The sequence below is a fragment of the Pantoea eucrina genome, assembly GCF_002095385.1.
GTDB classification, from domain to species: domain Bacteria; phylum Pseudomonadota; class Gammaproteobacteria; order Enterobacterales; family Enterobacteriaceae; genus Pantoea; species Pantoea eucrina.
The window spans coordinates 70066-91078 of sequence record NZ_MIPP01000001.1 but is presented as its reverse complement, the minus strand read 5'-3'; the positions used below and the strand labels follow the sequence as shown (position 1 = coordinate 91078).

The 21013-nt window shown below is 55.5% G+C and carries 19 protein-coding genes, 2 tRNA genes and 1 pseudogene; 5 read left to right on the top strand and 17 right to left on the bottom strand.

Features of this window, described 5'->3' with window-relative positions:
- The first annotated feature begins 97 nt into the window (after positions 1–97).
- From nrdD to HA43_RS00440, 3 genes are all read left to right on the top strand, one after another.
- The gene (gene nrdD / locus HA43_RS00450; RefSeq protein WP_094110681.1) at positions 98–2236 is read left to right on the top strand and encodes an anaerobic ribonucleoside-triphosphate reductase; all 2139 of its coding nucleotides are present in this window, start codon (positions 98–100) and stop codon (positions 2234–2236) included.
- Complete coding sequence (gene nrdG / locus HA43_RS00445) at positions 2233–2760, top strand: anaerobic ribonucleoside-triphosphate reductase-activating protein (RefSeq protein ID WP_094110680.1); 528 nt, start codon at positions 2233–2235, stop codon at positions 2758–2760. Before nrdD ends, nrdG begins: the two co-directional genes overlap by 4 nt.
- A 66-nt stretch (positions 2761–2826) precedes the next feature.
- Positions 2827–3348 (top strand): type 1 glutamine amidotransferase domain-containing protein, encoded by a 522-nt coding sequence (locus HA43_RS00440; RefSeq protein ID WP_094110679.1) that lies wholly within the window; start codon positions 2827–2829, stop codon positions 3346–3348.
- A gap of 222 nt (positions 3349–3570) precedes the next feature.
- On the opposite strand, the gene HA43_RS00435 is transcribed toward HA43_RS00440, so the two are convergent.
- Positions 3571–3993 carry a YhbP family protein gene (locus HA43_RS00435; protein WP_094110678.1) on the bottom strand — a complete coding sequence of 141 codons (423 nt, stop codon included), beginning with the start codon at positions 3991–3993 and terminating at the stop codon, positions 3571–3573.
- 74 nt (positions 3994–4067) lie between these two features.
- On the opposite strand from HA43_RS00435, the gene HA43_RS00430 reads away from it, so the two are divergent.
- Entirely contained in the window at positions 4068–4355 is a 288-nt protein-coding gene (locus HA43_RS00430; RefSeq protein ID WP_039382299.1) for a GIY-YIG nuclease family protein, read from the top strand.
- On the opposite strand, the gene HA43_RS00425 is transcribed toward HA43_RS00430, so the two are convergent.
- Both HA43_RS00425 and HA43_RS19375 read right to left on the bottom strand, forming a co-directional pair.
- On the bottom strand, positions 4339–4845 hold the full coding sequence (locus HA43_RS00425) for a GNAT family N-acetyltransferase (RefSeq protein WP_094110677.1): 507 nt from the start codon (positions 4843–4845) through the stop codon (positions 4339–4341). The genes HA43_RS00430 and HA43_RS00425 overlap by 17 nt on opposite strands.
- A 55-nt stretch (positions 4846–4900) precedes the next feature.
- Positions 4901–5126: pseudogene (locus HA43_RS19375) on the bottom strand (ubiquinone anaerobic biosynthesis accessory factor UbiT); the annotation flags it as partial.
- Between the two features lie 338 nt (positions 5127–5464).
- Here HA43_RS19375 and HA43_RS00420 point away from each other — a divergent pair.
- Positions 5465–6475 carry a luciferase-like monooxygenase gene (locus tag HA43_RS00420; RefSeq protein ID WP_039382294.1) on the top strand — a complete coding sequence of 337 codons (1011 nt, stop codon included), beginning with the start codon at positions 5465–5467 and terminating at the stop codon, positions 6473–6475.
- Positions 6476–6545: 70 nt separating this feature from the next.
- Here the strand turns inward: HA43_RS00420 and HA43_RS00415 are convergent, their stop codons facing one another.
- The 14 genes from HA43_RS00415 to glmM form a co-directional block, all read right to left on the bottom strand.
- Complete coding sequence (locus HA43_RS00415; RefSeq protein WP_094110676.1) at positions 6546–8444, bottom strand: DEAD/DEAH family ATP-dependent RNA helicase; 1899 nt, start codon at positions 8442–8444, stop codon at positions 6546–6548.
- 16 nt (positions 8445–8460) lie between these two features.
- On the bottom strand, positions 8461–8517 hold the full coding sequence (gene yrbN / locus HA43_RS19370; protein ID WP_100229640.1) for a protein YrbN: 57 nt from the start codon (positions 8515–8517) through the stop codon (positions 8461–8463).
- A gap of 105 nt (positions 8518–8622) precedes the next feature.
- Positions 8623–9507: a lipoprotein NlpI gene (gene nlpI, locus HA43_RS00410; RefSeq protein ID WP_039382290.1), complete on the bottom strand. Its 885-nt coding sequence runs from the start codon at positions 9505–9507 to the stop codon at positions 8623–8625.
- Between the two features lie 185 nt (positions 9508–9692).
- A complete protein-coding gene (pnp, locus tag HA43_RS00405; RefSeq protein ID WP_094110675.1) occupies positions 9693–11825 on the bottom strand; it encodes a polyribonucleotide nucleotidyltransferase in 2133 nt (710 codons plus the stop codon).
- A 308-nt stretch (positions 11826–12133) separates the two neighbouring features.
- Positions 12134–12403, bottom strand: coding sequence for a 30S ribosomal protein S15 (gene rpsO / locus HA43_RS00400; protein WP_010615981.1), 270 nt, complete (start codon positions 12401–12403; stop codon positions 12134–12136).
- 134 nt (positions 12404–12537) lie between these two features.
- Complete coding sequence (gene truB, locus HA43_RS00395; RefSeq protein ID WP_094110674.1) at positions 12538–13482, bottom strand: tRNA pseudouridine(55) synthase TruB; 945 nt, start codon at positions 13480–13482, stop codon at positions 12538–12540.
- A complete protein-coding gene (rbfA, locus tag HA43_RS00390; RefSeq protein ID WP_039382283.1) occupies positions 13482–13889 on the bottom strand; it encodes a 30S ribosome-binding factor RbfA in 408 nt (135 codons plus the stop codon). Before rbfA ends, truB begins: the two co-directional genes overlap by 1 nt.
- 66 nt (positions 13890–13955) lie before the next feature.
- Positions 13956–16652 (bottom strand): translation initiation factor IF-2, encoded by a 2697-nt coding sequence (gene infB / locus HA43_RS00385; protein WP_071669136.1) that lies wholly within the window; start codon positions 16650–16652, stop codon positions 13956–13958.
- Positions 16653–16669: 17 nt separating this feature from the next.
- Positions 16670–18157 (bottom strand): transcription termination factor NusA, encoded by a 1488-nt coding sequence (gene nusA, locus HA43_RS00380; protein ID WP_039382278.1) that lies wholly within the window; start codon positions 18155–18157, stop codon positions 16670–16672.
- Between the two features lie 24 nt (positions 18158–18181).
- Positions 18182–18634, bottom strand: a complete 453-nt coding sequence (gene rimP, locus HA43_RS00375; RefSeq protein WP_039382276.1) for a ribosome maturation factor RimP — start codon at positions 18632–18634, stop codon at positions 18182–18184.
- A 213-nt stretch (positions 18635–18847) separates the two neighbouring features.
- Positions 18848–18924, bottom strand: a tRNA-Met gene (locus tag HA43_RS00370).
- A gap of 59 nt (positions 18925–18983) precedes the next feature.
- Positions 18984–19070 (bottom strand) — tRNA-Leu (locus tag HA43_RS00365).
- A 53-nt stretch (positions 19071–19123) separates the two neighbouring features.
- A complete protein-coding gene (gene secG / locus HA43_RS00360; protein WP_039382274.1) occupies positions 19124–19459 on the bottom strand; it encodes a preprotein translocase subunit SecG in 336 nt (111 codons plus the stop codon).
- Positions 19460–19675: 216 nt separating this feature from the next.
- A complete protein-coding gene (gene glmM, locus HA43_RS00355) occupies positions 19676–21010 on the bottom strand; it encodes a phosphoglucosamine mutase (protein WP_071669137.1) in 1335 nt (444 codons plus the stop codon).
- Between the last annotated feature and the right edge of the window lie 3 nt (positions 21011–21013).

Below are 21013 nucleotides of genomic sequence, written 5' to 3'. Positions count from 1 at the left end.
TTGCGGCATATCAAGCCATACGCAACTAATCCCGCCAGAACACAACATATAGTCATTACACTACCTGAAATATCTATATATAGCTCAGGAGTGGTAAATGGCGACGACGGTTATAAAACGCGACGGCTGCAGAGTCCCCTTTGATATACAGCGTATTGAACAGGCTATTGCGGCGGCGGCAGAGGCGGTGGCGCAGTGCGATTCCGCCTGGTGCCGGGCGCTGGCTGAGCAGATTGGTCAGCAGCTGGCCGCGCGCGCGGAAGTCGATATCCATGAGATCCAGCTGGCGGCTGAAGAGGCGCTGATGCATGCCGGTAAACCGGCGGTGGCGCGCGCGTGGATTGAGTATCGCCACGACCGGGACCGGGCGCGCGAGCAGCGCAGCCGGCTGCATCACGCCATAAGGGGGCTGGTGGAGCAGACTGACACCGCGCTGCTGCATGAGAATGCGAACAAAGACAGTAATGTCATCCCGACCCAGCGCGACCTGCTGGCGGGCATCGTGGCAAAACATTATGCGCAGCGGCATCTGCTGCCGCGCGCGGTGGCAGAGGCGCACGATCGCGGCGAGATCCACTATCACGACCTCGATTACGCCCCCTTTTTCCCGATGTTTAACTGTATGCTGGTCGACCTGCGCGGCATGCTGACCCGGGGCTTCAAAATGGGCAATGCGGAGATCGAGCCGCCGAAATCGATCGCCACCGCTACCGCCGTCACCGCGCAGATCATCGCGCAGGTCGCCAGCCATATTTATGGCGGCACCACGCTTAACCGGATTGATGAAGTGCTGGCACCGTTTGTGGAATTAAGCATGGCGAAGCATCGGCAGGTCGCAGCGGCGTGGCAGATCGCCCGTGCGGAGGAGTATGCCCGGGAACGCACTGAAAAAGAGTGCTTTGACGCGTTTCAGTCGCTGGAATATGAAGTCAATACGCTGCACACCGCCAACGGCCAGACCCCGTTTGTGACCTTTGGCTTCGGGCTTGGCACCTGCGAAGCAGCACGCATGATCCAGCGGGCGATTCTGCACAACCGCATCGCCGGGCTGGGTAAAAACCATAAAACGGCGGTATTTCCCAAGCTGGTTTTTGCCATCCGCGAAGGAATTAACCGTCGACCGGGCGACATTAATTACGATATCAAACAGCTGGCGCTGCGCTGCGCCGCTAAACGCATGTATCCCGACATCCTCAATTATGACCAGGTTGTGGCGGTGACCGGCTCATTTAAAACGCCGATGGGCTGCCGCAGCTTTCTCGACCGCTATGACGTGCAGGGAGAGCCGGTTCATGACGGGCGCTGCAACCTCGGCGTGGTGACGATCAATCTGCCGCGCATTGCGCTGGAGGCGCAGGGAGATGACGATCGCTTCTGGCAACTGCTCGATAAGCGGCTGGCGCTGACAAAGCAGGCCCTGATGACGCGTATCGCGCGTCTTGAACGCACCAAAGCGCGCGTGGCGCCGATTCTTTACATGGAGGGAGCGTGCGGCATACGGCTGCAGGCGGATGAAGAGATTGGCGTTCTGTTCCGCAACGGACGCGCGTCGGTTTCGCTTGGCTTTATTGGTCTGCATGAGACGCTGAATGCGCTGAGCAGTAATGCGCAGCACCCTTACGATTCGCCCGCGATGCAGGCAAAAGGCGTGGCGATTGTTTCCCGCCTGCGCGCAGCGGCCAGCGCGTGGAAAGCGGAGAGCGGCTACGGCTTTAGCCTCTACAGTACGCCGAGCGAAAACCTGTGCGATCGCTTCTGTCGCCTCGATGCAGCGGAATTTGGTGTGGTTCCGGGCGTGACCGATAAAGGCTACTACACCAACAGCTTCCACCTCGATGTAGAGAAGAAGGTGAATCCGTACGACAAAATTGATTTTGAAGCGCCCTATCCGGCCATCAGCAGCGGCGGCTTTATCTGTTACGGCGAATATCCCAGCCTGCAGCACAACCTGAAAGCGCTGGAAGATGTCTGGGACTACAGCTATCACCGCGTGCCCTACTACGGCACCAATACGCCGATCGATGAGTGCTACGCCTGCGGCTTCAGCGGCGAGTTCAGCTGCACCAGCAAAGGCTTTACCTGTCCCGCCTGCGGCAATCGCGACCCCGCCCGGGTCTCCGTCACGCGCCGCGTCTGCGGCTATCTTGGCAGCCCGGACGCCCGCCCCTTCAATGCCGGTAAACAGCAGGAGGTGCAGCGACGCGTGAAGCACATGAGTAGCGGGCTGCCGAAATGATGCGTATTCATGGCTATTATGACATTGACGTGGTGAACGGGCCGGGCACGCGCTGCACGCTGTTTGTCGCGGGCTGCGAGCATCGGTGCCGGGGCTGCTATAACCCGCGCACCTGGCGTCTCGATGCGGGCACACCCTTTACGCTGCAGATGGAAGAGCAGCTGATTGCCGATCTCAACGATACCCGCGTGCCGCGTCAGGGCCTGTCGCTCAGCGGGGGCGATCCGCTGCATCCGCACAATGTGCCGCATATTCGCCGGCTGGTGCGCCGCGTACGCCGCGACTGCCCCGGTAAAGATATCTGGCTCTGGACCGGCTATGAGCTGGCTGAACTTTCTGCCGCCCAGCGGGTAATACTCGACGCTATTGATGTACTGGTTGATGGCCGGTTTGTTGAGGCTGAAAAGGATGCAAAGCTGCAGTGGCGGGGCAGCCGGAACCAGACAATCTGGTGGTTGCGTCTGCTGCCGCTGACGCCGCCTGCAGAAGACATTACGCCGTCCGGCTTGCGTTTCAGTGATTAGCGTCCAGACTTGTCAGGTCACTCATGCAACGAACCCTGGGTTCGTTAACCACATGGAGAAGAGAAGATGGGCAAGAAAATAGCGGTTCTGATCACCGATGATTTTGAGGATTCTGAATTTACCTCACCAGCGGATGCTTACACCCAGGCGGGCCATGACGTGGTCACCATTGAGATGCAGGCAGGAAAAACGGTTAAAGGTAAACAGGGCAAAGCGGAAGTGAAGATCGATAAAGATATCGATCACGTCAGTGCAGCGGAGTTTGATGCGCTGCTGCTGCCGGGCGGTCACTCCCCTGACGCCCTGCGCGGTGACGATCGTTTTGTGCAGTTCACCAAAGATTTTGTTGCCAGCGGCAAACCGATTTTCGCTATTTGTCACGGTCCACAGCTGCTGATCAGCGCCAACGGCGTGCGCGGCCGCAAGATGACCTGTGTGAAAGCGATTGCGATCGATTTGCGTAACGCGGGTGCCGATTTTTACGACAAAGAAGTGGTCGTGGATGATGACAAGCTGGTCACCAGTCGCACCCCGGAAGATCTGCCGGCATTTAACCGCGAATCGCTGCGCATCCTGAGCGCATCATAATATCCCGGCCGCCCGTAGTATCCAGGGCGGCATGATATATCTGACCCAGGGCGGCATGAATGCCGCCCCTACAATTATACGACCTGTAGGGGGCGCATTCATGCGCCCCTGGTGTATTTATGCGCCCCTGGTTTTTGCGATATACCCGCCCCAGGGCGGCATGAATGCCGCCCCTGTGATTGCACGATCTGTAGGGGGTGCATTCATGCGCCCCTGGTGTATTTATGATGCGATACGCTGCCAGCTGATTTTCTTGCCAAAACCCAGTGTGTTATCCGTCATCTTCAGCTCATCTATCGTGAGCTGCCAGAGAGGCGCGGTGACTTTTTTTGCGACCGGAAAACGGCGCTGATAGGCGCTTAACGCCTGCGCATCCTCGCTTAGCCGGATATGTCCGCGATACTGGACGCCTTTAAGCAGCTGAACACTTTTCGGCTGGCCATTAATGGTGCCTGCGACCTGCGGGTTATGCAGCATCATGGCACCGTGACGCGTGGCGGTGTCGCTCATCAGCCAGAATGCCATCTGTGCTTCATCAAACAAATAGTAGCAATTAGCGCACCACAGCTCTTCCGGTGCACTGGCGCAAAGCGAAAGCACATGCTGTTTCTTCAGGTAGCGCAGTAAATGAGACAGATCGGACAAAGGTCGCTCCCTGCACATAGCCGTGAACGCGGCGGCACGTTACACTGCTGGTGCTTTGTTTTGAGGTCTGAGAAATGGAACAGAACTGGCAGCTTTATATGCTGCAAACCGCTGCCGGGATGATCTATACCGGAATTACCACCGATGTGGCGCGCCGGCTGCTGCAGCATCAGCAGGGACGCGGCGCCCGCTCGCTGCGCGGCAAAGGGCCGCTTACTCTGATGTTTCACTGCCCTGCCGGTGACCGCGCTGCGGCTTCACGCCTGGAGTATCAGGTCAAACAACTCGCCCGTACCCACAAACTGCTGCTGATAGCGCAACAGCCGGCGTGTCTGACCACCTGGTTTACTCAGCGTGGTTAAAAGGCGCAGCAAATACCACTAACCCTTCTGCGCCGCTGAACGCATCGTCTGCCAGCTTGTAAATCTGGAATGTCGCCTCGCTGTCAGGCCAGCGGCAGTGCAGCCCATGATGGGCCGCCGGCTCAAAGCCCAGCGGCTGGTAAAATGCGGGATCGCCCAGCACCACGACCGCGCTGTAGCTGAATTCATTCAGGGAATCGAGCCCCTCATAAACCAGCTGCTTTGCCAGGCCCTGCCCGCGTACCGAACTGTCAACGGCCAGTGGAGCCAGCGCCACCCAGTTACGATCTTCACCCTGCAGCGTTACCGGACTGAAAGCAGCATAGCCCAGCACCTGACCTTCATCATCGGTTGCCACCACGCCCAGCGTGAGCAATCCATCTTCGCGCAGCTGCTGTACCCGTTCAGCTTCAGCTGGGGTCGCAAAACTGCGTTTTAACAGGCTGTCGATGCCGGCAGCATCAACGCCAATCTCAGTACGAATTAACATGGCATCCCCGTGCGTGACGCATAAGCCTGCGCCTTCTGTTCCCTTCTGCCTTAGCCCGAGCAGCTACCAGCAGCAAGTCGTTGGCTTCGCCGCGAAACCCGGCATCTGTTTCGGCATCGCGTGAAACGGTCAGACGCCTCCTGCAGCGTGGCGATGCGGCAAAACTGACTCGCAGCAATCCGATCGCCCAGGCCGCGCCCTTGCAGAAAGTCTAACTCACCTTCAGCGAAAACATGACGAAATTGCGCGTTTAAGAGTTGTTGCAAAAGAGTTTTTTCCATCTCCGCACTCGCTTTGCCCGCAATATACGCCTATTCAGCAGGCTTTTTCCCCTAACCGGCGGCGTACGGTTACGAACGGTATGGCTCTGCGTATTTATAACAGATTATCAATTATGCCATCTCTGTCGCGCAGTCCTCCCTGCTGAGATCAACAAGCCTGCTATTACGCGTCAGGAAAATAGTGCAGCGGCAGGGGTATACCTTCCGGAAAAATGGTTAATAAAGGCACAATCCGGCTACATCCCTGCCCTTAATAGCAGTTTTAATATGGGTAATGTTGCGTAATACTTATGGCAGCAGGCTGTTCAACGCCTGCGCCATCATTTGCTGGAGTACTCATGTCTGAGAAAAAACCTGTTCGCCTGTCCGTGCTGGATCTGGCTCCTATTCCGCAAGGCGCGTCTGCGCGCGACGCCTTTCACCATTCACTGGCGCTGGCGCGTCAGGCGGAAGCGCTGGGTTTCCACCGCTACTGGCTCGCTGAGCATCACAACATGACCGGTATTGCCAGCGCGGCGACCTCGGTGCTGATCGGGTATCTCGCGGCAAATACCGAAACCCTGCGGCTTGGATCCGGCGGGATTATGCTGCCTAACCATGCGCCGCTGGTGATTGCCGAGCAGTTCGGTACCCTGGAGTCGCTCTACCCTGGTCGCATCGATCTCGGGCTGGGCCGTGCACCGGGTTCCGATCAGCGCACGATGATGGCGCTGCGCCGTCATCTCTCCAGCGCCCAGGCCGACAGCTTCCCGGAAGATGTCGCTGAGCTGCTGCGCTGGTTTGATGCTGAAGAAGGCGAGCATCATCCGGTACAGCCAGTGCCGGGCCTCGGCCTGAAAATTCCGGTGTGGCTGCTCGGCTCAAGCCTTTACAGCGCTCAGCTGGCGGCGAAGCTTGGGCTGCCGTTTGCCTTTGCCTCGCACTTCGCCCCGGATCTGCTGCTGCAGGCGCTGCATCTGTACCGTGAGAAGTTCCAGCCTTCGGCGCGCCTGGCTAAGCCATACGCTATGGTCTGTGTGAATATTGTGGCGGCAGAGAGTGAGCGCGACGCGCGCTTCCTGTTTACCTCCATGCAGCAGCAGTTTATCAACCTGCGCCGCGGCAAGCCGGGCCCGTTGCCTGCGCCGGTGGAAAATATGGATAGCCTCTGGTCGCCGTCAGAGCAGTATGGCGTGCAGCAGGCGCTGAGCATGTCGATTGTGGGCGATAGCGAAAAGGTGCGTCACGGTCTGGCAGCGTTGCAGCGCGAAACGCAGGCGGATGAGATCATGGTCAACGGTCAGATCTTCGATCCCAAAGCGCGGCTGCGCTCATTTGCGCTGGCGATGGAAGCTGCCGGCACGCTGTAGCAGGTTGAGTAAAAGAGATAAAAAAAGGGACGCCGCATGGCGTCCCTTTTTATTGCTTAACTTTTAGCTATCAGGCATCACGACGACGTGAGGTGCCTTCGTCGCGACGTGGGCCACGGCCCGCTTCGCGGCTAAAGCGTCCGCCTTCGCGGCCACCTTCACGACGCTCGGAGAAGCGACGCGGTGCGCCTTCGCCACGTGGTGCATCACCACGCGGTGCGCTGCTGCGACGCTCACCACCGAAATCACGACCGCCGCTGCGGCGCTCAGTACGCTCGTGTGGCTGTGCATCACCCAGCAGTTGCATATTCATCGGCTTGTTCAGAATACGCGTGCGCGTGAAGTGCTGCAGAACTTCACCCGGCATGCCTTTTGGCAGTTCGATGGTGGAGTGCGTGCCAAACAGCTTGATGTTACCAATGTAGCGGCTGCTGATATCGCCTTCGTTAGCGATAGCGCCCACAATGTGGCGAACTTCAACGCCGTCATCGCGACCCACTTCAATGCGGTAAAGCTGCATGTCGCCAACGTCACGACGCTCACGACGTGGACGATCGCCATCACGGCTCTCACCACGGCTGTCGCGGTCACGACGCGGACGGTCAGCGCGGTCATCACGATCGCGGAACTCACGACGCTGCGGACGTGGTGCGTCAGCCGGTACGATCAGCGGACGTTCACCCTGAGCCATTTTCAGCAGGGCAGCCGCCAGCGTTTCGATATCCAGCTCTTCTTCCGGCTGCATTTTGCTCAGCAGCGCGCGATACTGATCCAGATCGCTGCTTTCCAGCTGCTGCTGTACTTTTGCTGCAAATTTGGCCAGACGACGCTCACCCAGCAGCTCTGCGTTTGGCAGTTCTACTTCCGGAATAGTCAGCTTCATGGTGCGTTCAATGTTACGCAGCAGACGACGCTCGCGGTTCTCAACGAACAGCAGCGCACGGCCAGCTCGGCCCGCACGACCGGTACGGCCGATACGGTGAACATAAGACTCCGCATCCATCGGGATATCGTAGTTAACAACCAGGCTGATACGCTCAACGTCCAGACCGCGCGCCGCAACGTCGGTTGCAATCAGGATATCAAGACGGCCATCTTTCAGGCGCTCCAGCGTCTGCTCACGCAGTGCCTGGTTCATGTCGCCGTTCAGCGCGGCACTGTTGTAGCCACTGCGCTCTAAGGCTTCAGCCACTTCCAGCGTTGCGTTTTTGGTACGCACGAAAATGATGGCTGCATCAAAGTCTTCTGCTTCCAGGAAACGCACCAGCGCTTCAGTTTTACGGCCGTAAGCGGTCCAGTAAGACTGTGAAATATCCGGACGCGTGGTTACGCTTGACTGGATACGCACTTCCTGTGGATCTTTCATGAAGCGTTTGGTAATACGACGAATCGCTTCTGGCATAGTTGCAGAGAACAGTGCGGTCTGATGACCTTCCGGGATCTGCGCCATGATGGTTTCAACGTCTTCGATGAAGCCCATACGCAGCATTTCATCAGCTTCGTCCAGAACCAGACCACGCAGGTTAGAGAGGTCCAGAGTACCACGCTTCAGGTGGTCCAGCAGGCGGCCCGGGGTACCCACAACGATCTGTGGTCCCTGACGCAGGGCGCGCAGCTGTACGTCATAACGCTGGCCGCCATACAGGGCCACGACGTTGACGTTACGCATATGTTTAGAGAATTCTGTCATCGCTTCAGCCACCTGCACCGCCAGTTCGCGGGTCGGTGCCAGCACCAGAATCTGTGGTGCGCGGACAGAAGGATCAACGTTGTTTAACAGCGGCAGTGAGAACGCCGCGGTTTTACCACTACCGGTCTGCGCCATACCCAGAACATCGCGGCCCGCCAGCAGGTGAGGAATACACTCAGCCTGGATTGGGGAAGGCTTAACGTAGCCCATACCGTTCAGAGATTCGAGGATGTCGGCGTTCAGGCCCAGATCAGCAAAAGTGGTTTGAATATCAGTCATGTAGTACACGTGCCTCTTAGATTGCGGCGGCCAGTCTACATAACTCGTCGTGAAAATTTTCAGTCATTTTCATCAAAAAGTGTGAACCGGCTCAAATTAGAAGTTTTGACGAACAGAAAAGCCCTCACCTCTGGAGATGATGACTTTACAGGTACAACAGGCAATAAAAGTTCGTCAGCTATTGCTGGTCAGATTCTGATAAATCGTCTTGTGTCTGGCCGAGTTGCGCCAGTTCCAACAATGCGTATCGGTGTTCAACAAAGTTGTTAACGTTGTTAGACACCGCCAGTTTGAACAACGCTTTCGCGTCGTCCTTCTCCCCCAGACTTAGGTAGTACTTACCTAAATAGAAGTTGGTTTCACTGAGATGTTCAGCGAGCGAGGTGTTATCCGTTGCGTCCGCCTTGAGACGTTCCATCAATGTTTTTTCACTGATGTCGCCCAGGTAGAACTCGACAATATTCCATCCCCATTGGTCCTTAGCCGCTTTGTCATAACGCTGTTTCAGCGCTACTTTAGCCTGGTCTTTGTCTATCTCGCTTTCAGTGAGATAAAGCCAGAGGCTGCGGAACGGATCGTTAGGATCGTCTTGATAAAACGCCAGCAGATCATCTTGCGCTAACCTGTATCGACCACCGTAATAGAGAGCGATACCGCGGTTTAAATGCGCATAATTGTAAGTTGGATCAAGCTCAAGTACAGAATCAAACGCTTCGTAGGCGGCATCAAAGTTGCCAGCCTGCGTTAAGTATATACCAAGATAGTTAAACACTTCTGGCATATCTGGTCTTATAGACAGCGCTTGCGAGAAATCGTTCCGCGCCAGTGCCCTCAGACCCAAACTATCATACAACACTCCGCGCTCATATAACAGCTGTGCGCGTTCATCGTCGGTCAGGGCCCGACTGGCAAGAATTTGTTCCATTCGCGCCAGAATGACCTCTTGCTGCAGTGTGGGCTGCAAAGGTACTGCCAGAACTTCGTTCTTACGCCAATTGGAGTTGCTGCATCCTGCCAGCGAAATAGCTGTCGCAACAATACACCAGCGCAAAAAAGGCTTCATTTCCCACTCCCGATACAAACATTGGGATAACCATCCTGTCATCCGCCTGCTATGCACAAGGGTTCCCGCCCTCGCGATGATACTCCGGCGGTGTCAACTTATCGGCACAGCGACCGTGAGTTGACGCTACCAGAGTATACAAACACCCCTTTCTGCCGGGCAGAAAGGGGCTAATCAGGACACGCTTATTCAGCGTCAGAAGCGTCCACAGCAGTAGCAGCTTCTGCCGGCTTCTGCTCAGTTGCCTCTTTGATGCTCAGACGTACGCGGCCCTGACGGTCAACTTCCATCACCTTAACCGGTACTTCCTGACCCATCTGCAGGTAGTCGGTCACTTTCTCTACGCGCTTGTCGGCGATCTGAGAAATATGAACCAGACCTTCTTTACCGCCACCGATAGCCACGAACGCACCGAAATCAACGATACGGGTAACTTTACCGGAGTAGATGCGGCCCACTTCAATCTCAGCGGTGATCTCTTCGATACGACGAATCGCTTCTTTCGCTTTCTGACCGTCGGTCGCAGCGATTTTTACGGTGCCGTCATCTTCGATTTCGATGGTAGTGCCGGTTTCTTCGGTCAGCGCACGGATTACCGAGCCGCCTTTACCAATCACATCTTTGATCTTGTCAGAGCTGATCTTGATGGTGTAAATGCGCGGTGCGAATTCAGAGATCTCCTGACGCGGCGTGCTGATAGCCTGCTCCATGACGCTCAGGATATGCAGACGCGCACCTTTAGCCTGGTTCAGCGCAACCTGCATGATTTCGCGGGTGATGCCTTCGATTTTGATGTCCATCTGCAACGCGGTAATACCCTCACGGCTACCCGCTACTTTGAAGTCCATATCGCCGAGGTGATCTTCATCGCCCAGGATGTCAGACAGCACGACAAACTTCTCATCTTCCTTCACCAGACCCATAGCAATACCGGCAACGGCTGCTTTGATCGGTACGCCTGCGTCCATCAGTGCCAGTGAAGCACCGCAAACGGAAGCCATAGAAGAAGAACCGTTTGATTCAGTGATTTCTGATACAACGCGTACGGTGTACGGGAACTCTTCCTGCTTAGGCATAACTGCCAGCACGCCACGCTTCGCCAGACGACCGTGACCAATTTCACGACGCTTCGGTGAGCCAACCATGCCGGTTTCGCCCACTGAGTATGGAGGGAAGTTGTAGTGGAACAGGAAGCTGTCGGTACGCTCGCCCATCAGCTCATCCAGGTTCTGCGCATCGCGTGCGGTACCCAGCGTAGCAGCAACCAGCGCCTGCGTTTCACCACGGGTGAACAGCGCAGAGCCGTGCGTACGCGGCAGTACGCCGGTACGCACGTCCAGACCGCGGATCATATCTTTTTCGCGACCGTCGATACGCGGTTCGCCGCTCAGGATGCGGGTACGAACCACATTCTTTTCGAGGCTATGCACAATATCGCCGATTTCTGCATCATCCAGCGCAGCATCTTCAGCCAGCAGCGCAGCGATCGTCTCATCTTTGATCACGCCAACCTGTGCGTAACGCTCCTGCTTATCGGTGATGCGGTAAGCATCAGCGATGCGCGCTTCCGCCAGCGCGGCAACACGTGCAATCAGTGCATCGTTAGTCGCTTCTGGCTTCCAGTCCCAGCGCGGTTTACCCGCTTCGGCGACCAGCGCGTTGATGTTTTCGATAACAACCTGCTGCTGGTCGTGGCCAAATACCACGGCGCCCAGCATCTGCTCTTCGGTCAGGATATCGGCTTCCGATTCAACCATCAGTACCGCGTTCTGGGTACCGGCAACCACCAGGTCCAGACGTGACTGTTTGATCTCATCTGCGGTCGGGTTCAGGACATACTGGTCGTTGATGTAACCAACGCGAGCAGAACCGATTGGACCGTTGAACGGAATACCTGACAGTGACAGCGCAGCAGAGGCACCAATCATTGCCACGATGTCCGGGTTAACCTGAGGGTTAACAGAAACGACAGTAGCGATAACCTGCACTTCGTTAACGAAGCCTTCCGGGAACAGCGGACGCACCGGGCGGTCAATCAGACGCGCAATCAGGGTTTCGCCTTCGCTTGGCCGGCCTTCGCGACGGAAGAAGCTGCCCGGGATACGACCAGCAGCATAGGTACGCTCCTGATAGTTAACGGTCAGCGGGAAAAAGTCCTGGCCTGGTTTCGCTTTCTTCTGGCCAACAACGGTTACAAATACCGCTGTGTCATCCATGCTTACCATAACAGCAGCGGTAGCCTGACGTGCCATCATGCCGGTTTCCAGCGTGACGGTATGCTGACCATATTGGAATTTGCGTACGATCGGATTCAGCAAAATTAACATCCTTAAATTCAGGGCAGAGCCATTGCGGCTCGCCAGTGATAACCGATCTTTGTCGCATCCTCGCGACTAATGACAACCCTCAACCGCCCCTGCGGCAAAGCCTCTCATTAGCCGCGCGAACCTCTGCAAACAAAGATCACACTCAGCAACAATACATGAGTTTGGTCTGGATTGCTGCGGATTGCTCGAAAAAAGGGGGCCTTAAAGGCCCCCTTTTCGCGAAACTCGCACAAATCTGATCGTCAGATGCGTTTTTTTGCATAGTGCATGCGCTACATCCTTGATCAGATTCTTCAGACTTAGCGACGCAGACCCAGGCTCTCGATCAGGCTGGTGTAGCGAGCAACGTCTTTACGCTTCAGATAGTCCAGCAGCTTACGACGCTGGGATACCATGCGCAGCAGACCGCGACGGCTGTGGTGGTCTTTCTTGTGCTCAGAGAAGTGACCCTGCAGGTGGTTAATCTGAGCAGTCAGCAGAGCAACCTGAACTTCAGTTGAACCGCTGTCGTTAGCGCCACGACCATATTTAGCAACGATCTCTGCTTTAGCTTCTACGCTTAGAGACATAATAAACTCCAGTAAAAAAATGAATGTATGGGTGCCGATCTCTAATTCAGCAGCCCGCTTTTAAAGCCGCGCTATTCTACTCTGCGCCCGCAGGCAACGCAAATGCGCTGTTGCAGCAAAGATGAGCAGCACGGTCAGCCAGGAAACTCCACCACCAGCCGGCGTGGCGCTACCCGTCCATCGGCGGCGATTTCAGCCATGCCGATGATTTTTTGTGCCTCACCTTCCGTGACCCTTACCAGACCTGCTGCCGGCGTATCCGCAGCCTGGACCGGCATACCCTGCTTAAAGCTGGCGGCAACCGTAACGGGCAGATTGACCACCGGAAAATCTTCCGCCGGGCTGTCCATTGGCAGCAGCAGCGCATCGAGCGCGCTGTAGTCAGGCGTTTCAGCCGCGGTGGCTTCTGCTGCCACTGCCTGCAGCTGCTCCAGCGTCATCATTCGTGCAATCGGGTAGCGTGCGACCTGCAGACGACGCAGCATAATGACATGCGCGCCACAGCCCAGCTTCTCACCCAGATCGTCGATGATGGTACGAATATAGGTGCCTTTGGAGACGTGGATCTCCAGCTCCAGCTCATCACCTTCATGGCGAATAAACTGCAGCTCAAATACGGTGATGGGTCGGGCTTCACGCGGCACGGTAACGCCTTCGCGCGCATACTCATAGAGCTTGCGACCCTGATATTTCAGCGCCGAGAACATAGTCGGCACCTGCATCGTATCACCGCGAAAACTCTCCAGCGCCGCATCCAGCTCAGGCTGGCTGAAGGTCACCGGGCGGGTTTCCACAATGTTGCCATCTGCGTCTGAAGTATCGGTACGTTCGCCCAGCCGGGCGATAACGCGATAACGCTTATCAGAGTCGAGCAGATACTGCGAAAACTTGGTGGCCTCGCCCAGACAAACCGGCAGCATACCGGTGGCAAGGGGATCCAGCGCACCGGTATGACCCGCTTTGTTAGCATTAAACAGGCGCTTAACTTTTTGCAGCACATCATTGGACGACGCGCCCTGATGCTTATCCAGCAGGAAGACACCGTGTACGTCGCGGCCGCGACGACGAGGACGACTCATCAGTCCTCCTTGTCATCTTCCGCCGGGGTTTCACCGCGCCGTTCTGCATCGTTTCTGATCACGTTAGAGACCAGATTTGACATGCGCATCCCTTCAATCAGTGAGTTGTCATAGAAGAAGGTCAGCTCCGGCACAATGCGCAGACGCATCGCTTTGCCCAGCAGAATGCGGATGTAGCCTGACGCCTCTTTCAGCGCTTTCAGACCATTTTTTACCGCTTCTTCATCCTGATCGTTCAGGAAAGTCACAAATACTTTGGCATAGGCCAGATCGCGCGACACTTCAACGCCAGAGACCGTCACCATCATACCCAGACGCGGATCTTTGATTTCACGCTGCAGAATAATCGCGATCTCTTTTTGCAGCTCCTGAGAAACCCGCTGCGGGCGACCAAATTCTTTCGCCATAATGATATCTCCCAAATAATTCGGGAGGCCAGTGGCCTCCCAAATTGCAGTACATCGATAAGTGAATTATGCGATGGTGCGTTTAATTTCAATGATTTCGAACACTTCGATCATATCGCCAACGCGAACGTCGTTGTAGTTCTTCACACCGATACCACACTCCATGCCGTTACGCACTTCGTTGACGTCATCTTTGAAGCGACGCAGGGATTCCAGCTCGCCTTCATAGATAACCACGTTGTCGCGCAGGACACGAATTGGGTTGTGACGCTTGATGTTGCCTTCGGTAACCATACAGCCCGCGATCGCGCCAAATTTCGGTGATTTAAACACATCACGTACTTCGGCCAGACCGATGATCTGCTGTTTGAATTCCGGCGCCAGCATACCGCTCATCGCAGCTTTTACTTCGTCAATCAGATTATAGATGACGGAGTAGTAACGCAGGTCGACGTTTTCAGCATCAATCACGCGACGCGCAGAAGCGTCAGCACGGACGTTAAAGCCGAGGATGATCGCATTGGAAGCGGCCGCCAGCGTAGCGTCGGTTTCGGTGATACCGCCCACGCCAGAACCGATAATCTTCACCTTCACTTCGTCGGTGGAGAGTTTCAGCAGCGAATCGGAGATCGCTTCTACCGAGCCCTGTACGTCAGACTTCAGAACGATGTTCAGCTCTGAGACTTCGCCTTCAGTCATGTTCGCAAACATGTTTTCCAGCTTCGACTTCTGCTGACGCGCCAGTTTCACTTCGCGGAATTTACCCTGACGATAGAGAGCAACTTCACGCGCTTTCTTCTCGTCACGGACCACAGTCGCTTCATCACCCGCTGCCGGTACGCCAGAGAGACCCAGGATCTCAACCGGAATCGATGGGCCTGCTTCCTGTACTTCGCGTCCCAGTTCGTCACGCATCGCACGTACGCGGCCATACTCGAAGCCACACAGTACGATATCGCCTTTGTTCAGCGTACCTTCACGTACCAGCACGGTAGCGACCGGACCACGACCTTTATCCAGGAAGGATTCGATAACCACACCGCTTGCCATACCTTCACGAATAGCGGTCAGCTCAAGCACTTCCGCCTGCAGCAGAATGGCGTTCAGCAGATCGTCGATACCGGTACCCGCTTTCGCAGAAACGTTGACGAACATGTTTTCGCCGCCCCACTCTTCCGGAATGATGCCGTACTGAGTCAGCTCGTTCTTCACGCGATCCGGATCGGCTTCTGGTTTGTCGCACTTGTTCACTGCAACCACAACCGGTACACCGGCCGCTTTTGCGTGTTGAATCGCTTCGACGGTCTGTGGCATCACGCCATCATCCGCAGCAACGACCAGGATAACGATATCCGTTGCCTGCGCACCGCGAGCACGCATTGCGGTAAACGCGGCGTGTCCCGGGGTATCCAGGAAGGTGACCATGCCGTTTTCGGTTTCAACGTGATAGGCACCGATGTGCTGGGTAATACCACCCGCTTCGCCAGAGGCGACTTTCGTTGAGCGGATGTAATCCAGCAGGGAGGTTTTACCGTGGTCAACGTGACCCATGATGGTCACGACCGGCGCACGGCTCTCCTGCGCTGCATCAGTATCACGATCGTCCATTACCGCTTCTTCCAGCTCGTTCTCGCGGCGCAGGATCACTTTATGACCCATCTCTTCCGCGACCAGCTGTGCAGTTTCCTGGTCGATAACCTGGTTGATAGTCGCCATCGCGCCCATCTTCATCATCGCTTTGATGACCAGTGAACCTTTCACTGCCATCTTGTTCGCCAGTTCAGCTACGGTGATGGTTTCGCCGATAATCACGTCGCGGTTAACGGCCTGCGCTGGCTTGTTAAAGCCCTGCTGCAGTGCGCTAGGTTTGCGATGCTTACCGCCTTTACCACCGCGAACCTGCGCACGCGCTTCTTCACGATCGGTTTTAGCTTCGGAGTGCTTGTTGCCTTTTTTGGCAGGACGCGTGGCTTTAGCCGTGGTGCGTGCACGTGCACGACCCGCTTCAACCTGACGATCGTTTTCGTCTTCTGCCTGACGGGCATGAGTTGAAGTTGTGACGTGATAGTCACCTTTATCTTCTTCCTCAGGTTTGTCCCACTCCGCGCCTTTCTCTTCTGCCAGGCGGCGTGCTTCTTCCGCTACGCGGCGTGCGCTCTCTTCGAGCTTACGACGGGCTTCTTCTTCAGCTTTACGCTTCAGTTCAGCCGCTTCAGCTTCGCGACGGGCTTTATCAGACTGCGCAGCCTTGGTCACTTCATCGGTAGGTTGGTTTGTCACTTTATCTTTTTCCGCTGCTTCACGCTTAGCCTTGTCAGCGGCTTCGCGCCTGGCTTTATCTTCGGCTTCACGTTGCGCTTTTAATTCAGCCTCGCGACGGGCTTGTTCTTCCGCCTCGCGACGCGCCTGCTCTTCCGCTACGCGCTGTGCCTCAGCTTCCGCTTCTGCCTGAGCCTGCTGCTCAGCCTCTGCATCACCCTTCACATATGTGCGCTTTTTGCGAACTTCAATTTGCACCGATTTACTTTTACCCCCGGTGCCCGGAATATTCAAGGTGCTGCGCGTTTTGCGCTGCAACGTCAGTTTACCTGAACTGGTTTGACCGTGCTCACGGTTCAGGTGGGACAGTAAGGTCTCTTTCTCTTGCTGGGACACCGCGTCGTTTTCAGACTTAGGGATCCCCGCATCAGCAAATTGCTGTACCAGGCGATCGACCGGAGTCTGAATTTCGGCGGCCAGCGATTTTACGGTTACATCTGTCATGCTGTTCCTTCCTGTTATTACGCGTCATCGCCGAACCAGCAGATATTACGTGCAGCCATAATCAGCGCACCGGCCTTCTCATCATCCAGCCCTTCAATATCTGTCAGATCGTCAACACCTTGCTCAGCGAGATCTTCCAGCGTGCAAACGCCTTTTGACGCCAGGCGATAGGCCAGCGCACGATCCAGGCCTTCAAGATTCAGCAAGTCCTCAGCGGGCTCCTGATTACCAAGGCTTTCTTCTTTCGCTAATGCCAGGGTGGTTAACGCATTTTTGGCTCGTTCACGCAGGGCTTCAATGGTCTCTTCGTCGAGGCCGTCAATTTCCAGCAGCTCGTTCATTGGCACATAGGCCAGTTCTTCCAGCGAAGAGAAGCCCTCTTCCACCAGTATGGTGGCGAACTCTTCGTCGATGTCGAGATGTTTCGTGAACATATCGATTGCTGCGTGGGCTTCAGCCTGATGCTTAGCCTGCAGATCGTCGACGGTCATCACGTTCAGCTCCCAGCCGCTCAGCTGGGAAGCCAGACGCACGTTTTGGCCATTACGGCCGATCGCCTGAGCCAGATTACCGGCCTCAACAGCGATATCCATGGTGTGATTATCTTCATCCACCACGATTGACGCCACATCGGCAGGCGCCATGGCGTTAATTACAAACTGTGCCGGATTATCATCCCACAGCACGATATCGATACGCTCGCCGCCCAGTTCACTGGAAACAGCCTGCACGCGTGCGCCGCGCATACCGACGCAGGCACCTACCGGATCGATACGTTTATCGTTGGTTTTTACCGCAATTTTAGCGCGTGAACCCGGATCGCGGGCAGCCGCTTTGATTTCGATAACTTCTTCACCAATTTCCGGCACCTCAATGCGGAACAGTTCGATCAGCATTTCAGGTTTGGAACGGGTAACAAACAGCTGAGCACCACGCGCTTCAGGACGCACGGCATACAGCACGCCGCGAATACGGTCGCCCGGACGGAAGTTCTCACGTGGCAGCATATCTTCACGTACGATCACCGCCTCGGCGTTGCTGCCCAGGTCCAGCGTGATGTTGTCGCGATTCACTTTCTTCACCTGACCGGTGATGATGTCGCCTTGCTGCTCGCGGAACTGGTCCACAACCATTGCGCGCTCAGCTTCACGTACTTTCTGAACGATAACCTGCTTCGCAGTCTGTGTAGTGATACGGTCAAAGGTGACAGATTCAATCTGATCTTCAACGTAATCGCCCAGATTGAGCGCTTCATCTTCGAAGCGAGCCGCGTCCAGCGTGATTTCACGCGTAGGCTGAGTAACTTCATCAACGATTACCCAACGACGGAACGTGTCGAAATCGCCGCTGCGACGATCGATACTGACGCGCACGTCGATTTCCTGCTCATACTTCTTTTTGGTCGCAGTGGCCAAAGCGCTCTCCAGCGCTTCGAAGATTTTCTCACGCGGCAGAGCTTTTTCATTAGAAACGGCTTCTACTACAGCTAAGATTTCTTTATTCATCCTGGTTAGCCTCAATCCGGACTTTTAAAAGTGGGGGACCAGGTTCGCTTTCTGAATATTGCTCAGTGCGAACACTTCATCGTTACCCTCGACGGTCACAGTGATCATCTCGCCTTCCACCGACTTGATGATGCCCTGCCATTTGCGACGGTTCTGTACCGCCATCCGCAGGACCAGGCTGACTTCCTCACCCGCAAAGCGCGCATAGTGTTCTGCAGTGAAAAGTGGACGATCGAGACCCGGCGAGGAAACTTCAAGGTTGTAAGCCACCGTAATTGGATCTTCCACATCCATCACAGCGCTCACCTGGTGGCTAACATCGGCGCAATCATCAACATTGATACCCTCTTCGCTATCAATATAGATGCGCAAGGTTGATGTGCGACCACGAACGAATTCAATACCGACCAGTTCGTAGCCAAGCGCTTCTACCGGAGCAGAGATCAACTCTGTCAATTTTTGCTCTAATGTGGACAAGCCCACCCCCAAGACATAAAAAAAGGGCCTAAAGCCCAGTGTTACGATTTCCTGATAACAAAAAACCCCGAAAAATCGGGGCTTTTTATGACTGGACCCTGTATGCCGCAGTGCGGCTTCGGCGCACAATCCAGAAGAATTTTTTTCAAAAACTCACTGATAATGCGTCCGTCGATGCATACAGTATATTTGAAAAAGAACTCTAAGGGAAAGTGGTTGCGGGGGCCGGATTTGAACCGACGACCTTCGGGTTATGAGCCCGACGAGCTACCAGGCTGCTCCACCCCGCGTCCGAAAACGTGGCGAATATTACGCCGATCTTGCGAAAATAGCAAGTTTTACTGAGAATTGGTACCGAGGACGGGACTTGAACCCGTAAGCCCTTTCGAGCACTACCACCTCAAGGTAGCGTGTCTACCAATTTCACCACCTCGGTACTGCACTGACTGCGACGATAGTATAGTCGCTTAAGCGTTGACGATTTACTGCTTACTGCGGGATATCATTGCCCGGGGTTGCCGGTTTAGCTGGCTGAGTCTGCTGTTCAGACTGAGCTGGCGCAGTGAGGTTTTCCCACTCGCTTCCTTTGGAAGTCTTATTGCTGTTCAGGTTACCCAGAATCAGACTGATAATGAAGAACAGCGAAGCCAGTATCGCGGTCATACGTGTCATAAAGTTACCTGACCCGTTTGAACCAAACAGCGTACCGGAAGCGCCTGCACCGAATGAGGCTCCCATATCAGCGCCTTTGCCTTGCTGCAGCATGATCAGACCAACCAGGCCAATCGCCACAATAAGGAAAACAACTAACAGAGCTTCGTACATAATCAACCTGTTTCCTTGCGCGTAACCGCACAGTTAAAGCTTCAACCAATACAGACGGGTAGTCTCGTCATTACCCATCAGAAGCGGGTGTGAATACTAACCAAAGGCGCCTGGCTCTGCAAGTGCAATTTTAGCCATAAAATTCAATTGCAGAAAAAAGCGCCAGCATGATGATTTACCAGGCGAAAAGGCATCCCACCTGCCGCCTGGCCGGGTTTAAACTGCTTTTACCGCTGCGGCAATATTATGCGCCAGCGCGGTTACCTGCGCTTCATCTTCGCCTTCCACCATCACGCGGATCAGCGGCTCCGTGCCTGATTTACGCAGCAGTACCCGCCCGCGCCCTGCCAGCGCCTGCTCTGCTTCGGCAGCCGCAGCTTTCACGCTTTCACTCTCCAGCGGATCGTGGCTGCCGGTAAAGCGCACGTTAACCAGGATTTGCGGCAGCATTTTCATACCGCTGCACAGATCGTGCAGACTCATGTGGTTGCGCACTATGGCAGTAAGCACTTGCAAACTGGCTACAATTCCGTCGCCGGTACTGATTTTATCCAGCAGAATAACGTGCCCGGAGTTCTCAGCCCCCATGCGCCAGCCTTTCTCCTGCATTTTTTCCAGTACGTAGCGGTCGCCCACTTTGGCACGGGTGAACGGAATGCCCAGCTGTTTCAGGGCCAGCTCCAGCCCCATATTACTCATCAGCGTCCCGACCACGCCGCCGCGCAGCTGTCCCTGACGCAGCGCTTCGCGCGCAATGATATAGAGAATCTGGTCGCCATCCACTTTCTGTCCCAGATGATCCACCATCATGATGCGATCGCCATCTCCGTCATAGGCGAGACCAAGGTTAGCCTGCTCTTCCAGGACGCGCTGCTGCAGCTGACGCAGGTCAGTCGCTCCGCACTCCTTGTTGATGTTCATGCCGTCCGGCTGCACGCCAATCGCGATGACCTGCGCACCCAGCTCACGCAGCACGTTAGGGGCGATGTGATAGGTGGCACCATTCGCGCAATCGACCACAATTTTCAGACCGTTGAGACTCAGCTCGCCGGGGAAAGTGCCTTTACAGAATTCAATATAGCGACCGGCGGCATCCACGATACGGCTGGCACGCCCCAGTTCAGCAGATTCCACGCAGGTCAGCGGTTTTTCCAGCTCGCGCTCAATCGCTTCTTCCACATCATCCGGCAGCTTGGTGCCTTCGGCTGAGAAAAATTTAATGCCGTTATCATCAAACGGATTGTGAGAGGCGGAGATCACGATCCCCGCTTCCGCACGAAACGTTCGCGTCAGGTAGGCGATTGCCGGGGTTGGCATCGGTCCGGTAAAAGCTGCCGAGAGGCCTGCTGCTGCCAGCCCCGCTTCGAGCGCCGACTCCAGCATATAGCCAGAAATGCGCGTGTCTTTGCCAATCAGTACTTTTCTTGAACCTGAACGCGCCAGCACTTTGCCTGCGGCAAAACCCAGCTTCAGTACAAAATCGGGCGTAATCGGCGCTTCGCCTACTTTGCCGCGGATGCCATCTGTACCAAAATATTTACGCTCACTCATGCC

Coding starts and splice junctions, on each gene's coding strand:
- nrdD (WP_094110681.1), top strand. CDS start 98: ATGGCGACGACGGTTATAAAACGCGACGGCTGCAGAGTCCCCTTTGAT.
- nrdG (WP_094110680.1), top strand. CDS start 2,233: ATGATGCGTATTCATGGCTATTATGACATTGACGTGGTGAACGGGCCG.
- HA43_RS00440 (WP_094110679.1), top strand. CDS start 2,827: ATGGGCAAGAAAATAGCGGTTCTGATCACCGATGATTTTGAGGATTCT.
- HA43_RS00430 (WP_039382299.1), top strand. CDS start 4,068: ATGGAACAGAACTGGCAGCTTTATATGCTGCAAACCGCTGCCGGGATG.
- HA43_RS00425 (WP_094110677.1), bottom strand. CDS start 4,845: ATGTTAATTCGTACTGAGATTGGCGTTGATGCTGCCGGCATCGACAGC.
- HA43_RS00420 (WP_039382294.1), top strand. CDS start 5,465: ATGTCTGAGAAAAAACCTGTTCGCCTGTCCGTGCTGGATCTGGCTCCT.
- HA43_RS00415 (WP_094110676.1), bottom strand. CDS start 8,444: ATGACTGATATTCAAACCACTTTTGCTGATCTGGGCCTGAACGCCGAC.
- nlpI (WP_039382290.1), bottom strand. CDS start 9,507: ATGAAGCCTTTTTTGCGCTGGTGTATTGTTGCGACAGCTATTTCGCTG.
- rpsO (WP_010615981.1), bottom strand. CDS start 12,403: ATGTCTCTAAGCGTAGAAGCTAAAGCAGAGATCGTTGCTAAATATGGT.
- truB (WP_094110674.1), bottom strand. CDS start 13,482: ATGAGTCGTCCTCGTCGTCGCGGCCGCGACGTACACGGTGTCTTCCTG.
- rbfA (WP_039382283.1), bottom strand. CDS start 13,889: ATGGCGAAAGAATTTGGTCGCCCGCAGCGGGTTTCTCAGGAGCTGCAA.
- infB (WP_071669136.1), bottom strand. CDS start 16,652: ATGACAGATGTAACCGTAAAATCGCTGGCCGCCGAAATTCAGACTCCG.
- nusA (WP_039382278.1), bottom strand. CDS start 18,157: ATGAATAAAGAAATCTTAGCTGTAGTAGAAGCCGTTTCTAATGAAAAA.
- secG (WP_039382274.1), bottom strand. CDS start 19,459: ATGTACGAAGCTCTGTTAGTTGTTTTCCTTATTGTGGCGATTGGCCTG.
- glmM (WP_071669137.1), bottom strand. CDS start 21,010: ATGAGTGAGCGTAAATATTTTGGTACAGATGGCATCCGCGGCAAAGTA.